General features: G+C 67.3%; 12 protein-coding genes. 10 read left to right on the forward strand and 2 right to left on the reverse strand.

What is annotated here, in order from left to right; translation table 11 throughout:
• The first annotated feature begins 95 nt into the window (after nt 1–95).
• The 3 genes from FG99_RS15435 to aqpZ all read left to right on the forward strand — a co-directional run bounded on the left by FG99_RS15435 (nt 96) and on the right by aqpZ (nt 2942).
• A complete protein-coding gene (locus FG99_RS15435) occupies nt 96–1490 on the forward strand; it encodes a class II fumarate hydratase (protein WP_043270863.1) in 1395 nt (464 codons plus the stop codon).
• Nucleotides 1483–2106, forward strand: a complete 624-nt coding sequence (locus FG99_RS15440) for an NAD(P)H-dependent oxidoreductase (protein ID WP_009621568.1) — start codon at nt 1483–1485, stop codon at nt 2104–2106. Before FG99_RS15435 ends, FG99_RS15440 begins: the two co-directional genes overlap by 8 nt.
• 149 nt (nt 2107–2255) lie before the next feature.
• Complete coding sequence (gene aqpZ / locus FG99_RS15445; RefSeq protein WP_009621566.1) at nt 2256–2942, forward strand: aquaporin Z; 687 nt, start codon at nt 2256–2258, stop codon at nt 2940–2942.
• Between the two features lie 889 nt (nt 2943–3831).
• On the opposite strand, the gene FG99_RS15450 is transcribed toward aqpZ, so the two are convergent.
• Complete coding sequence (locus FG99_RS15450; protein WP_043270866.1) at nt 3832–4794, reverse strand: DMT family transporter; 963 nt, start codon at nt 4792–4794, stop codon at nt 3832–3834.
• A gap of 220 nt (nt 4795–5014) precedes the next feature.
• Here FG99_RS15450 and FG99_RS15455 point away from each other — a divergent pair, with 220 nt between their 5' ends.
• The gene (locus FG99_RS15455) at nt 5015–5974 is read left to right on the forward strand and encodes a threonine dehydratase (RefSeq protein WP_043270868.1); all 960 of its coding nucleotides are present in this window, start codon (nt 5015–5017) and stop codon (nt 5972–5974) included.
• Here the strand turns inward: FG99_RS15455 and soxR are convergent.
• A complete protein-coding gene (soxR, locus tag FG99_RS15460) occupies nt 5947–6429 on the reverse strand; it encodes a redox-sensitive transcriptional activator SoxR (RefSeq protein ID WP_009623517.1) in 483 nt (160 codons plus the stop codon). The genes FG99_RS15455 and soxR overlap by 28 nt on opposite strands.
• A gap of 73 nt (nt 6430–6502) precedes the next feature.
• Between soxR and FG99_RS15465 the strand changes: the two genes are divergently transcribed.
• From FG99_RS15465 to FG99_RS15495, 6 genes are all read left to right on the forward strand, one after another.
• Entirely contained in the window at nt 6503–6871 is a 369-nt protein-coding gene (locus FG99_RS15465) for an antibiotic biosynthesis monooxygenase family protein (protein WP_043270869.1), read from the forward strand.
• 408 nt (nt 6872–7279) lie between these two features.
• Nucleotides 7280–9316 carry a type VI secretion system Vgr family protein gene (gene tssI, locus FG99_RS15470; protein ID WP_043270871.1) on the forward strand — a complete coding sequence of 679 codons (2037 nt, stop codon included), beginning with the start codon at nt 7280–7282 and terminating at the stop codon, nt 9314–9316.
• A complete protein-coding gene (locus FG99_RS15475; protein WP_043270874.1) occupies nt 9313–10206 on the forward strand; it encodes a DUF4123 domain-containing protein in 894 nt (297 codons plus the stop codon). The genes tssI and FG99_RS15475 overlap by 4 nt, the downstream gene beginning before the upstream one ends.
• Nucleotides 10203–13424: a toxin VasX gene (locus FG99_RS15480; protein WP_051878948.1), complete on the forward strand. Its 3222-nt coding sequence runs from the start codon at nt 10203–10205 to the stop codon at nt 13422–13424. Before FG99_RS15475 ends, FG99_RS15480 begins: the two co-directional genes overlap by 4 nt.
• Nucleotides 13421–14383 carry a hypothetical protein gene (locus FG99_RS15490; RefSeq protein WP_043270876.1) on the forward strand — a complete coding sequence of 321 codons (963 nt, stop codon included), beginning with the start codon at nt 13421–13423 and terminating at the stop codon, nt 14381–14383. The genes FG99_RS15480 and FG99_RS15490 overlap by 4 nt, the downstream gene beginning before the upstream one ends.
• Nucleotides 14380–15300 (forward strand): hypothetical protein, encoded by a 921-nt coding sequence (locus FG99_RS15495; RefSeq protein WP_043270878.1) that lies wholly within the window; start codon nt 14380–14382, stop codon nt 15298–15300. Before FG99_RS15490 ends, FG99_RS15495 begins: the two co-directional genes overlap by 4 nt.
• The last annotated feature ends 9 nt before the right edge of the window (nt 15301–15309 follow it).

Below are 15309 nucleotides of genomic sequence, written 5' to 3' on the forward strand. Positions count from 1 at the left end.
CCGCCGGCAAGCCATAGGCGCCATTGACGCAGCGCGGAACCCGAAAGCCGGCACAAGGCCTAAACTCCCTCAGATCATTCCGGGAGGACGCCTTCATGAAACGGACCGAAACCGACAGCCTGGGGCCCATCGAGGTCGACGAGCAGGCCTACTGGGGCGCGCAGACGCAGCGCTCGCTGGAGAACTTCGCCATCGGCGGGCAGCGCATGCCGCTGGCCGTGGTCTACGGCCTGACGCTGGTCAAGAAGGCCGCCGCGCGCATCAACGTGCGCCTGGGCGAACTGCCGGCGGAGATCGGCCAGCTGATCGAGCAGGCCGCCGACGAAATCCTCGCCGGCCAGCACGACGACCAGTTCCCGCTGGTGGTCTGGCAGACCGGCAGCGGCACCCAGAGCAACATGAACGTCAACGAGGTGATCGCCGGCCGCGCCAACGAACTGGCCGGCAACGCCCGCGGCGGCAAGGCGCCGGTGCACCCCAACGACCACGTCAACCGCGCGCAGAGTTCCAACGACAGCTTCCCCACCGCCATGCACCTGGCCGCCGCCCGGGCCGTGCACCAGGAGCTGCTGCCGGCCATCGCCGAGCTGGTCGGCGGCATAGCCGCGCAGTCGGCGCGCCACGCCGACCTGGTGAAGACCGGGCGCACCCACCTGATGGACGCCACGCCCATCACCTTCGGCCAGGAACTGTCGGCCTTCGTCGCCCAGCTCGACTACGCCGAGCGCGCCATCCGCGCCGCGCTGCCGGCGGTCTACGAGCTGGCCCAGGGCGGCACCGCGGTGGGCACCGGGCTGAACGCCCCGGCGGGCTTCGCCGAGGACATCGCCGCCGAGCTGGCCGGCCTCACCGGCCTGCCTTTCGTCTCGGCGCCGAACAAGTTCGCCGCCCTCGCCGGCCACGAGCCGCTGGTGACGCTCTCCGGCGCCCTGAAGACCCTCGCCGTGGCGCTGATGAAGATCGCCAACGACCTGCGCCTGCTCGGCTCCGGCCCCCGCGCCGGCATCGCCGAGGTGCGCCTGCCGGCCAACGAGCCGGGCAGCTCGATCATGCCCGGCAAGGTCAACCCGACGCAGTGCGAAGCGCTGTCGATGCTGGCCTGCCAGGTCATGGGCAACGACGCCGCCCTGAGCTTCGCCGCAAGCCAGGGCCACCTGCAGTTGAACGTGTTCAAGCCGGTGATCATCCACAACCTGCTGGAATCCATCCGCCTGCTGGCCGACGGCTGCCGCAACTTCAACAGCCACTGCATCGCCGGCCTGCAGCCGGACGCCGAGCGCATGGCCGAGCACCTGGAGCGCGGCCTGATGCTGGTCACCGCGCTGAACACCCACATCGGCTACGACAAGGCCGCGGAAATCGCCAAGAAGGCCTACAAGGAAGGCACCTCGCTGCGCGAGGCGGCGCTGGAGCTGGGCTACCTGACCGATGCGCAGTTCGACGAATGGGTCCGCCCGCAAGACATGCTGGAGGCCGGGCAGCATGGTTGAATCCGGCAAATCCGGCGCCACGCCCCTGGAGGGCGACGGCAAGCGCATCCTGGTGATCCTCGGCACACCCAAGGCCGACGGCTTCTGCCACGCCCTGGCCGACGCCTACCAGCACGGCGCGCGCAGCCGGGACCACGTGGTGCGCACCCTGAAGCTCGGCGAACTGCGCTTCGACCCGGTGCTGCGCGGCGGCTACGAACGCAGCCAGGACCTGGAGCCGGACCTGCTCGAAGCCCAGCGCCAGGTGCACTGGGCGCAGCACCTGGCGTTTGTCTACCCGATCTGGTGGGGCGGCCTGCCGGCGCTGCTGCAGGGCTTCTTCGACCGGGTGTTCCTGCCCGGCTTCGCCTTCCGCTACCGCACCCCGCAGGACCGCGAGTGGGAACCGCTGCTGGGCGGGCGCAGCGCCGACCTGCTGGTGACCCACGACCAGACGCACTGGCGCTACCGCCTGCGCCAGGGCGCCCCGGCGCACCGCCAGATGGTGCGATGCATCCTCGGCCCGTGCGGCATCGCCACCCGCCACCTGGAGGAGTTCAGCCCCATGCGCGGCGCCAGCGAGGAACAGCGCCAGGCCTGGCTCAAGCGCGCCGAGCAGTTGGGCACGCAGGTGTGAGCACCGGGCGGGCCGACGGCCCGCCCAGCATCCCATCTCCGGGAACCGGGGCTTTCCAGACGTTCCCTAAAGCCCCCTCCCGCCCTCCTCGCCTAGCATCCCGGCCCTTGCCGCCATTCCGGCGGCCCTTGGGTTCCTGGGAGGGAAACATGTTTCGCAAACTCGGTGCCGAACTCGTCGGCACCTTCTGGCTGGTCTTCGGCGGCTGCGGCAGCGCCGTGCTGGCCGCGCAATTCGGCAATGTCGGCATCGGCCTGCTCGGCGTGTCGCTGGCCTTCGGCCTGACCGTGGTGACCATGGCCTACGCCGTGGGGCCGATCTCCGGCGGCCACTTCAACCCGGCGGTGAGCCTGGGCCTGTGCGTCGGCGGGCGCTTCCCCGCCCAGCACTTGCTGCCCTACGTGCTGGCCCAGGTGGCCGGCGGCCTGCTCGCCGGCGCCGCGCTCTACTGCATCGCCAGCGGCGCCGCCGGCTTCGACCCGTCGAAGGGCTTCGCCGCCAACGGCTACGCCGAGCACTCGCCGGGCGGCTACAGCCTGCAGGCGGTGCTGCTGTGCGAAGTACTGATGAGCGCGGTCTTCCTGTTCATCATCATGGGCGCCACCGACCGCGACGCCCCCGCCGGCTTCGCGCCGCTGGCCATCGGCCTGGCCCTGGCGCTGATCCACCTGGTCAGCATCCCGGTCAGCAACACCTCGGTGAACCCGGCGCGCAGCCTGGGCGTAGCGCCCTTCACCGATCCCTGGGCGCTGCAGCAGCTGTGGGCATTCTGGGTCGCGCCGCTGGCCGGCGGGGTGCTCGGTGCCCTGGCCTGGCGGGTGATTCGCGGGCGTTGAGTGATTCGCGGATGGGGTCCGCTCGTTCAGGGGAATGACGTCGGCGCGCGGGCTTTCCCCTCACCCCAGCCCTCTCCCGGAGGGAGAGGGAGCTAGTCCGTGCCGAGAGGAGGCCTGGTTTCAGCCGGCAATCCCTGTGCTAGCCGGCTAATGCCGAAACACCAACGCACTCCGAACGGTCCTCTCTCCCTCCGGGAGAGGGTTAGGGTGAGGGGGCCGCAGGCCTGCTCGCTCGATTCCGCTCCCCCACACGCGCCATGAAGCCATGCACTTGTAGGAGCGGGCCCTGCCCGCGATTCGCGCGCAGGGCGCGCTCCTACAGGGAATGACATCGGCGCTCGGGCTTTCCCCTCACCCCAGCCCTCTCCCGGAGGGAGAGGGGGCTGGCCCGTGCCGAGAGAAGGCCTGGCTTCAGCCGGCGATCCCTGTGCCAGCCGGCTAACGCCGAAGCACCAACGCACTCCGAACGGTCCCCTCTCCCTCCGGGAGAGGGTTAGGGTGAGGGGGCCGCAGGCCTGCTCGCTCGATTCCGTTTCCCCACACGCTCCATGAAGCCATGCACTTGTAGGAGCGGGCCCTGCCCGCGATTCGCGCGCAGGGCGCGCTCCTACAGGGAATGACATCGGTGCTCGGGCTTTCCCCTCACCCCAGCCCTCTCCCGGAGGGAGAGGGGGCTAGCCCGTGCCGAGAAGGGAGATGGAGTCAGTTGGGGATCCCGCAGTTGCCGGCTAACGCCGAAACACCCGCGCACACCGAACGGTCCCCTCTCCCTTCAGGGAGAGGAGGGTGCCCTGATCCACGGCCCCGCCGATCGCCCTTCCCGCATTCACGATAACGTCCCCGCACCGGCTTCATCCGCGCCTATCATTCGCGAAATTAAAGGGACGGTTCAGGACGACAGCGCCGCCCTCGCCCGCCGCGCCCGGTAGCTGCGCAGCAGCGACGGCGCCAGCGCGGTCAGCGCCGAACCGCACACCACCAGCAGCGCCCCCAGGTAGGCCAGGCCATCGAGGCTTTCCGGCTGCAGGTGCCCGGGCCACAGGCTGGCCGCCACGGCCACCGAGGCGATGGTCACCAGGGGCGTCAGCGCCAGGGTCGCGCTGACCCGCGAGGCTTCCCAGTGGGCCAGGGCCTCGGCGAAGGCGCCGTAGGCCACCAGGGTGTTCAGGCAGCAGGCCAGCAGCAGCCAGGCCTGCACGCCATCGAGCAGCAGCACCTGCTGCGGATGCGCCCAGGGGCTGAGCAGCAGCGCGCAGCCCAGATAGATCACCATCATCACCTGCAGCGAGTTCCACTGCGTGAGCAACTGCTTCTGCGCCAGGCCGTAGAAGGTCCAGACGAAAGCCGCCAGCAGGACGATGAGCACGCCCAGGGTGTAGTCGCCCAGCGAGCCGAACAGTTCCCCGAGACGCTGGTTGAAGAACAGCGCGAAGCCGCCCAGCAGCACCAGCAGGCCCAGCCCCTGGCCAAGGCTGAAGCTCTCCTTGAAGACGAACAGGCTGCCGAGCAGCAGCAGGATGGGCGCGATCTGGATCACCAGCTGGGTGGTGCCCGGGGTGAGCATGCGCAGGCCGACCAGGTAGAACACGTAGTTGCCGGTCAGCCCCAGCACCGCCAGCAGCACCAGGCCGCCGCCGCGCCGGCCCAGCGGGCGGAAGCGCGGCAGCTGGCCGCGCAGCGCCAGCCAGACGAACAGCACGCCACCGGCCACCACCAGGCGAAACCAAGTGACGGTCACCGGGTCCATCACCTTCAGGACCTCCTTCAGCTTGATCGGCAGGATGCCCCAGAGCACGGCGGTGACCAGGGAGAGGAACAGGCCGAATTGCCAGCGGCCGGAGGAAACGTGCATGGAGGACAGCCCTTCGCGTGTGCGGTCAGCCATGCTAAGCCAGCGTCGGTGGCGCTCGACAGGAACAGTTCGGCGATACAACTGTACCGGTCCGGCGGCACACTCGGGCGCAGGCGGCCGGAAGCGCTACTGGAGACCTACGAAAATCCTCTTCCCAGCTGTACCTGTCGCATTCCCGGCGCAGCGTCCTAGACTGCCCGTTCCCCATAGGAGAACCTCCATGCCGCTCAGCCTGCCCGCCCTCGAAGCCGCTGCCGCCATCGTCCACCGCAGCCTGCCGCCCACCCCGCAGATCCGCTGGCCCCTGCTGGTGGAGGCCCTGGGCTGCGAAACCTGGGTCAAGCACGAGAACCACTCGTCGGTGGGCGCCTTCAAGCTGCGCGGCGGGCTGGTCTACTTCCACCACCTGGCGGCCCAGGCGCCCTGCCCGGCCGGGGTGATCAGCGCCACCCGCGGCAACCACGGCCAGTCCATCGCCTTCGCCGCGGCGCGCCTGGGCATGCCGGCGACCATAGTCGTGCCCCACGGCAACAGCCGCGAGAAGAACGCCGCCATGCGCGCCCTGGGCGCCAACCTGATCGAGCACGGCGAAGACTTCCAGGCCTCCCGCGAATACGCCACCGCACTGGCCGAGCGCGACGGCCTGCACCTGATTCCCTCCTTCCACCCCTGGCTGGTGGCCGGCGTGGCCAGCTACAGCCTGGAGCTGCTGCGCGCCCTGCCCGGCCTGGACGTGTGCTACGTGCCGGTGGGCATGGGCTCGGGCATCTGCGGGATGATCGCCGCGCGCGACGCCCTGGGCCTGAAGACGCGTATCGTCGGCGTGGTCTCCAGCCATGCGCCGGCCTATGCGCTGTCCTTCGCCGCCGGCGAGCCGGTGTTCCATGCCACCAGCACGCAACTGGCCGACGGCATGGCCTGCACCACCCCGGAGCCGAATGCGGTGGCGATGATCCGCGCCGGCGCCGACCATTTCGTCCAGGTCAGCGATGCGGAAATCGGCGCGGCCATGCGCCTGCTGTTCACCGCCACCCACAACGTCGCCGAGGGCGCCGGCGCCGCGGCGCTGGCCGCCGCCCTGCAGGAGCGCGAGGCGCTGCGCGGGCTGAAGGTGGGCCTGGTGCTCAGCGGCGGCAACGTCGACCGCGAGGTCTACGCCCGCGAGCTGTCCGGCGGCTGACCGTCCCAGTGCGCGCCCGGCCCCTGCTCCGCCAGCCTGTCGCCGGGGTTGCGTAGCGGGCAGGTCTCCAGCGACAGGCAGCCGCAGCCGATGCAGCCGTTGAGCTGGTCGCGCAGCAGCACCAGCTTGGCGATGCGCTCGTCCAGATCGTCACGCCAGCGCGCTGACAGCCGCGCCCAGTCGGCGGCCATGGGCGAGCGCCCGCTGGGCAGGCTGGCCAGGGCCTCGGCGATCTCGTTCAGCGGAATACCGACGCGCTGCGCCACCTTGATCACCGCCACCCGGCGCAGCACGTCGCGCGGGTAACGGCGCTGGTTGCCGGCATTGCGGGTGCTGTGGATCAGCCCCTTGGCCTCGTAGAAATGCAGCGCGGACACAGCCACGCCGGCGCGCCTGGCGAGTTCGCCGACGCTCAGTTCATGGGGTACGTGCAGGGCCTGGTGTTTTTTCGGCATGGCGGGCTTGACCTCAAGTTAAGTTGAGGTTTTACCCTCGCCAGCGTCTGCCTTCAAGCCCAGGAGCCCACCCATGATCATTCCCAGCGCCTACTGCAGCACCGACGCCGACCAGCCCGAGACCCCGACGCATTTCGCCCTGCTGATCGATATCGAGGTGGCGCCGGCGCAACAGCCCGACATCGCCGAGCGCCTGGGCCGCTACCTGGAACAACTGCGCGAGCTGTTCCACCAGGCCCCGGGCTACCTGGGCGCGGAACTGCGCGCCAGCGAAGACGGCCGCCACCTGCTCGGCTGCGTGCACTGGCGCAGCCGCGAGGACTGGGAAACCACCTGGGACTGCGGCGCCACGCGCAGCGAGCTGTTCAGCGACAGCCTGCTGCGGCTGGGGGCCAGGAGCATTCATTTCGACAGTTTCCTGGTGGCGGAGCGGCTGGCCTGAGGGCCGTCGTCGAGGCGCTCTTCGTAGGATGGGTTGAGCCTTGGCGAAACCCATGCGGTTGCGGTGATGGGTATCGCTTCGCTCAACACATCCTACGCTGGAATTTCCGCGGCCCATGACCACGAATCGCGCGCAGGGCGCGCTCCTACAGGTGGGAGCGGAGGTGGACTCCGTCCGCGATCCGGCCGCCAGGCTGGCTTCTCTCTACAGGCTCATGTGCAGCAGCGGGAACAGCCGGCCTTGTTCGTCAGTCTCGGTGCGGCCGTTCCTCGTCATCGATGACAAGAGCTCTACATCATGACTGAGACTTGAGAGGGGAATTCCTTCATCCATTGAGGAAGCAGCCGATATTTCTCCACGCTCCTTGGTTGTTCTGATGCGTGGCTCGCAAAGAATTGGAGCCACGTCATGTTCGCCCCAGCCAACCAAACGCAGTTCAGCCTGAATATCGACGGCCTCGACAGCGACCTGCAGGTGCTCGAATTCCATGGCCGCGAAGCCCTGAACCAGCCCTACCGCTTCGACATCGAACTGGTCAGCGAACGTCCCGACCTGGACCTGGAAAGCCTGCTGCACAAGGGCGCCTACCTGGACCTGGGGCAGGGCCATGGCATCCATGGCCAGTTGCACCGGGTGGCCCAGGGCGAATCCGGCAAGCGCCTGACCCGCTACCAGGTGAGCCTGGTGCCGCGCCTGGCCTACCTCGCGCATCGGCATAACCAGCGCATTTTCCAGCAGCTGACGGTGCCGCAGATCATCACCCGGGTGCTGGAGGAACACGGCATCCTCGCCGACGCCTACCGCTTCCAGCTCGGCCCCACCGTCTACCCGCCGCGCGACTACTGCACCCAGTACGACGAGAGCGACCTGCACTTCGTCCAGCGCCTGTGCGAAGAGGAAGGTCTCCACTACCACTTCGAGCACAGCCCCGACGGGCACCTGCTGGTGTTCGGCGACGACCAGACCGCCTTCCCCAAGCTGGCGCCGGTGGCCTACCAGCAGGACTCCGGCCTGGTCGCCGACCTGCCGGTGATCAAGCGCTTCGGCCAGCGTCTGGATACCCGTACCGCCCGCGTCAGCCGCCGCGACTACGACTTCGAGAAGCCCAGGCTGCAACTGGAAAGCACGGCGCGCAGCGACAGCCGCCCGGACCTCGAGGACTACGATTACCCCGGTCGCTTCACCGACCGCGAGCGCGGCAAGCTGCTGAGCCAGCGCAGCCTGGAAAGGCACCGCGCCGACTACCGCCAGGCCGAAGGCCGCAGCGACCAGCCGAGCCTGCGCAGCGGCCATTTCCTGCCCCTGCGCGAGCACCCGCGCGGCGAGTGGAACGACCTCTGGCTGCTCACCGAAGTACGGCACGAAGGCAAGCAGCCGCAGGTGCTGGAAGAGTCGGTCACCAGCGACGCCCGCGACGGCAAGGACGACTTCCAGCAGGGCTACCGCAACCGCTTCCTCGCCACGCCCTGGGACGTGCCCTACCGCCCGCCGCTGGCGCATCCCAAGCCGCGCGTGCTGGGCAGCCAGACCGCCGTGGTGACGGGGCCAAAGGGCGAGGAAATCCACTGCGACCGCTACGGCAGGGTCAAGGTGCAGTTCCACTGGGACCGCGAGGGCCAGGCCGACGACAAGACCAGCTGCTGGCTGCGCGTGGCCTCCAGCTGGGCCGGCAAGCAGTACGGCGCTATCGCCATCCCGCGCATCGGCATGGAAGTGCTGGTGACCTTCCTCGAAGGCGACCCGGACCAGCCGCTGATCAGCGGCTGCCTGTACCACGCCGAGCACCTGCCGGCCTACGAGCTGCCGGCGAACAAGACCCGCAGCCTGTTCAAGACGCTCTCCAGCCCCGGCGGCGGTGGCTACAACGAACTGCGCATCGAGGACCGCAAGGGCCAGGAACAGATCTACCTGCATGCCCAGCGCGACTGGGACGAGAACATCGAGCACGACCAGAAGATCCGCGTCGGCCACGAACGCCACGACACCGTGGAAGCCAACGCCTACAGCGAGTTCAAGGCCGAGGAACACCGCACCACCCATGGCGACCGCAAGGTCGAGGTACGCGCCGACGACCACCTGACGGTGGGCAACGACCAGCACCTGAAGCTCGGCAGTGGCCAGTTCATCGAGGCCGGCAACGAAATCCACTACTACGCCGGCGAGAAGGTGACGATCGACGCGGGCCAGGAACTGACGCTCAAGGCCGGCGGCAGCTTCGTCAAGCTCGACCCCGGCGGCGTCACCCTCAGCGGCGCCGACGTCAAGCTCAACAGTGGCGGCAGCCCCGGTGTCGGCACGGCGGCCGCGCCCCTGCTGCCCGGGCCGTTGCAACAGGCGGACCAGGACAAGCCCGGAGCCTTGCTGATCGCCGCGCAGCGCCAGGCCCTGCTGCGCAAGTCGCCGGTGTGCGCCATCTGCGCCCAGGCAGCGGGAGCGCAAGCATGAACGCCGAGGTTCGCTACCTGCCGCCGCTGCCAGCCGGCTTGCCATGGACCGAAGGGGCCAGCTTGCTGCTGGATGGCGCCAGCCTCGCAGAGCTCCCCCAATGGCTACGGCAATGGAGCGGGACTGCGACCTTCCAGCCCCTCTACGCCCAGACGCGATGGGACGAGCTGGTCGATATCTCCCCCTGCCTCGTCCAACTGAACGGGCCGGACGATGCGTTGCTCGACGCCTTTCTGGCTCAGGGCCAGGGGGATTGGGGCTACCTGCTGTTCGGCCAGGCCCCCTGGCATGAACGGCTCGCCCATCTGCGCTGGCTGCTCAACGCACGTCATCCCCAGGGCGAAGAAATGCTCCTGCGCCTGGCCGATCCGGCGGTAGCCAATGCGCTGCTGGGGCGGGCCGTGGCCAATGGCGATACCTGCCTGTTCGGCCCATTCGAAAGCATCCTCGCCTTCGATGGCGAAACCCACTCCTGGCTATGTCACCGTCGCCCCGCGGGGCCTGTGCCGGCTCGACAGGACGGCCCGTACCGACTTGACGACGAAGAACTGGAACGCCTGGGCGAAGTGCGCTGGCAGCGCGTCGTGGAGCAACTGGATGCGCACCTGCGGCAGGCCTTCCCGCACTACGCCGCGGATTGCGACAGATCGGCGCGCCGCGCCCATTTGCGCGGGTTGGCCGAGCAGGCCCACGCCAGAGGCCTATATAGCGAAGTCGACATTGCCCGCTACGCCAACCTCTTCGGTCTGCTGGGGGAGCAAGCGCTGCAGGACTACCCGGAGATAGCCGCACTGCTCGACGCGACGTCCAGCCAAACGCCGTCCCGGCGCCTGGAGGCTGCCGCGGACCTCGCCTACGCCATCGTCCTGCAAGCAAGGAGCGCTTCATGATCAGCAACCCCAACCGCCTGCACGGCATGAGCCATGACGACGCCCGCAACCCGATCGCCAGTTGCCCGGCGCGCCAGAACGAGCTGTACGTCGTCCCGGCGCGCTACGCCCTGGCCGAGCACCCCGCCCGCCACGCCAGCCTGCAACCGGCCGTGCGCGCCAGCAGCCACCCCATGGCCCTGCGTCGCCTGCGCGGTGGCTTCCTCTACCTCTGGCATGGGCAGGGGCCGCTGCAACGCTATGCCGTGGCCGCCGACGGGCTGCTGCAGTCACAACCGCTGACGGCCGACGAGAGCGTCCTGCTGCACGGCAGCCAGGCCGGCTTCGCCCTGGACAAGCGCCACGATGCCTGGCTCCTGTACAGCGAAATCCCCCTCGGCGCAGATGCCTGCGCCCAACTGGCGGAGGCCGGCATCCGCCAGCGGCGCATGCGCCACGTCGGCCTGGGCGAGGTCGCCCTGCGCCTGCAGGCACCGCACTGCCCTCCGCTCGACGCAAGTGAAACGCTGCTGGCCGAACTGATGCCGGAGGTTCGTGAACGTGTTCTGGCCAAGGAACATGCGCAGAACCACGAGGCGGACAAACGACGGACCCGGGAACTGGCCGAGCGGATGAACGCTGCCCCCACCCAGGAAAACGTGCGCGCCTATATCCACGCCATGGAGTGGTACAACGCCGGCTCGCAAGCCGTCATGCGCCACCCCCAGGCCGAGCAGGAGGAGGCGCCGGGCGCCTGGAGCGCCCAGGTGTGGGAAGTGCCCGCCACCTCGGCGTGGCTGGACAGCGCACGCAGCGAGGCCGGGGAACTGCATGCGGTGCTCGCCGTGCTCGACGACGACCTGGGCGTGCTGCGCGACCTCAACCACGAGCAGGAACAGCTGGAGGCCCGCCACGAAGCCTGGATGGCCGACAACAACCTGCGCCAGAACGTCGGCGGCTTCATCCGCAGCCTGGTCCGCGAGGACGGTGGCGAGCTGGCCAGCCTGCTCAATTACCGTTACCGCGAACACGGTATCCAGCTCACCCCCGAGCAGGGCGAGCAGTTGCTCGCCGCCCAGGCGCCCCTCAAGGCCCTGCTGGACGAAGAGATCCAGGTCAACGTCCACGAGCGCCAGCGCATCGGTCACGCCGCCGCCGACGAGCGCATCGCGGATATCGCCCGCCGTCGCGAACAACGCCTGGCGCCGCTGCGCGCCTTCATCCCCGCCGAGTTGCAGCAGCAGGTACAGGACATCGTGCGCGACTACCGCCAGGACAAGGCCAGCCAGCTCGCCGGCGGCCGGGCCAGCGCCAAGGTCGCCGAATACATCGACCTGGAACGCATGGATCGCTGGCTGGACGAGCAGGCCCCGGCGCATTTCCGCCAGGTCGAGGCCCGCCATGCCAGCCTCTATGCCGACCGCCAGGCCTTCCTGCCGCGCCACGACCTGGGCAGTTGGTTCGTCGAGCACGACAACCCGCAGCACCAGTGCTGGCTGGACGAACTGGCCGACGCCTGCCTCAGCGCCCAGTGCCATCGCCGCCAGGGCGTCGAGCAGTTCAGCGACTTCCTGCGCGCCAAGGACGGCGGCGTCTTCCGCTTGCTGTTCCTGGGCTGGAGCCCATCGCTGGAAGCGGCGGTGAACAACACCGCGCGCCTGGGCGAGCTGCAGGCGGCGCTCGCCCAGGACAACCTGAGCGCCACCCACGAGGCCCTGACCCACCTGCTCGGCGCCGCGACCGTGCAGGCGCTGCAGCGCCTGGCCAGCGACATCGACGGCTACTGGAGCCTCACCGTGGCCCGCCTGGGCGCCGTGCTGCTGGCGCTGCAGCAGAAGGGCGTCCTGCCGGGGCAATGGCTGGGCACCCTGCTGGTCACCCGCCTGAGCGCCGGCGCCCCGCTGGTCCGCACCCTGAACAACGGCGTGACCACCTGGCGCCTGCTCGGCCAGCAGGCGCAACAGCTCGGCCAGTGGGTCAACAACACCGCCCAGGCCATCGGCCAGGGCCGCGCCGCCGGCATCCTGCAAAGCCCCGCGGTGCAGAACAGCGGCGGCTTGCTGCCGCTGGCGGCGCTGCTGGTCAACGCGCTCAATGCCGAGAGTTACCTGGCGCAAGCCCATGCCCTGGAGCGGATGGATACCCAGCGCCGGGCCGAGAGCATTTCGGCCACGCTCTATGCGGGAGCGGCATTGGTGGCGGTGGTGCAGAATTGGGTGATCGTAGGGAAGGGAATCGGGGAAATCAGGGCAACACCCTACGGAAATACTTCCTTCATTGCTCCAGCTCTGACGCTGTTTGGTGGAGTAGTAGGTTTACTATCCATGCTGGCTGCCCGAGAAGAGTCGGTAGCCTTAGGCATGCAAATTGAGGCTGCACAAAGCAGCATGGATCCCTGGGTGGAAATCCGCCGGCTGGCGGTGGCTGGCCAGATTGGCACCTATGCTGCTCAGGCTGCGCTGGGGCTGGGGCTGACCGGTATGCGCCTGTTCAACCGTATCGATACCCCGACAGCCATCCGCCGCTTCCGCCTGGGCATGGGGCCGATCAATCTGCTGCTGCTCGCGTTGGGAGGCGTGTACCTGTACGCCTGGTGGCGACAATCCACACCGCTGCAGCAGTACCTGGCCAACTGCTGCTGGTCCAAGGCTCGTGCCGGCAATACCGATCCCATTCCCGCCGAGCAGCAGCAACGGGAGTTCGACCAGTTGCTGACATTGCTCTACCAACCGCGCGTCAGCGTGGACAGCAAGTCCCAGCGAGTGCCCGGCTCCCTGGGCGACACCGTCAGCCTGGAAGCCATCCAGCGCCTGACCATCGACTTGCCGGGTGCCGAGCCGTCCAGTGTCGAACTGGAGTTGGGCCTGATCGGCAGTCCCGTACCCGACCACTTCCGCATGTTCCGCAGCAACGACCAGCCCAACCTGGATATTGGCGATCTCTGGCTGGAGCGCAGCCAATGCACCTGGATACCGGCGGACCAAGGCCAGGGCCTGCGCCTGAGCGGCGCTTTCCGCCAGGCCCAGGTGCGCCTCTCGCTACGCCTGCGCTACCACAACCCGCTGGCGGATCTGGCCGGTATCACGACCATTGGAGGAGAACAGGGCCTGGCCTATGTCCTGACGGCGGAAAGTGCACCGATTGTCCTACGCCCTGGCGAACCCACCCCGGAACTGGACCGTGCGCAAACCTACCGCCTGACTGGCGAGAACCACCTGCATCCCAAGGAAACTCGATGACACTTCCCCCCGCCGGCAGCCAGAAGCAGGGCCTGTTCTCCCGCGAGGACTACCTGGCACCTCCGGCCATCCCCACCGGCCAGCCCCCAAGGGATGTGCTTAATACCATCTGGCGCAAGAACGAGGTGTTTCTCGATATCGGCCAGTACAGCATTGGCTCGTTTGTGATGATTCTATGGCCACTAGTACTGATATCCGTCTTATATCTCTATTTCTCCTGGACAGAGGGTGCAATAGATTATTTTGGGGGCTCGGCACTATTAATCTTCTTGGTAGTGGGAGTTCCCCTATTGATGCTGCTCTACAGCCTAACTAAGCCGGTCCCACCGCCCACCCGCTTCAACCGCCAACGCCGCGAAGTCTGTGTGCCTCAGAAAGATGGCAGTTACTGGATAGTGCCCTGGGAGACCGTGGTGGCGCAGGCCATTGCCATGGACTCGGTGGGGCGCCATGGCAAGACCACCCAAGGCATGCTGGTGGTGGGTTTCAAGACCCCGGACCCGAATGCGAAGGAAGGCGAACGGGACTGCAGTATGGGGTTCAGTTGTGGCGGCGGCACAACAGCAATGCGCCTGTGGGAGTGCATGCGCAGCTATATGGAAATAGGGCCGGAAGCGGTGCCGCTGGAAAATGACCTGGAAGGCACACGAAAACTATTGGGAGGGCGGGGAGCCATCTGGGGAAGTATCTGGATGTTCTATGCCGGCATAAAAAAGCACTTGCTCGCCAAGGAGTTCGGTAAAGCACTATGGCTGATATTTACGATTGTCGCCTTCGGGACCCCCTTGGCAGCTATGCTGCAAACCTGGAAGCTGGCGCCGCCTCCCGATTTGACCGACCCCGCCATAGTCGAATGGTCCGCCCCCCTGCCACCCGAGCAATGGGCCAAGCGCTCCCCTGAGTGGGACGAAGCCATTCGACAACGTGAGGCGGAGTTGGCAGGGAAGGCTGCGACGTGACCTTGCCACCCGCCGGCAGCCAGAAGCAGGGCCTGTTCTCCCGCGAGGACTACCTGGCGCCACCGGCCATTCCCACCGGCCAGCCCCCAAGGGATGTGCTTAATACCATCTGGCGCAAGAACGAGGTATTTCTCGATATCGGCCAGTACAGCATTGGCTCGTTTGTAATAATGCTATGGCCGCAGCTACTAATAGCCATCTGGTTACTCATCAATGTACGAGATGACGGCGAACTCTTCTCGATGTTCAGCATATTGTTCTCTTTCGTTATTGGTATTCCTCTGTTGATGCTCCTCTACAGTCTGGCCAAGCCTGTATCACTTCCCACCCGCTTCAACCGCCAACGCCGCGAAGTCTGCGTACCGCAGAAGGACGGTAGTTACTGGATAGTGCCCTGGGAAACCGTGGTGGCGCAGGCCATTGCCATGGACTCGGTGGGACGCCATGGCAAGACCACCCAAGGCATGCTGGTGGTGGGTTTCAAGAACCCGGACCCGAATGCGAAGGAAGGCGAACGGGACTGCAGCATGGGGTTCAGTTGTGGTGGCGGTACTACGGCGATGTGCCTATGGGAGTGCATTCGCAGTTATATGGAGATCGGTCCCAAGGCGGTGCCAGATACACGCCTGGGCTATCGGCCTTATGAGGAAACCCAAATCGGCTCCATTATTACCAGCCTGCGCAAAGGAGACATTCTTGATGTACTGCACGGTTTGTTCTTCGTTATCTGCCTTGGAACCTATTTTTCCGAGAAACTCCAGAACCTGAAGCTGGCGCCTCCTCCCGATTTGACCGATCCCAATATCGTCGAATGGTCCAAGCCTATACCACCCGAACAATGGGCCAAGCGCTCTCCCGAGTGGGACGAAGCCATTCTCCAACGTGAGGTGGAGCTGGCGGGAGAGGCTGCGACCTGATCTTGTCGC

The sequence above is a fragment of the Pseudomonas sp. AAC genome, from assembly GCF_000725445.1.
Classification (GTDB): domain Bacteria; phylum Pseudomonadota; class Gammaproteobacteria; order Pseudomonadales; family Pseudomonadaceae; genus Pseudomonas; species Pseudomonas citronellolis.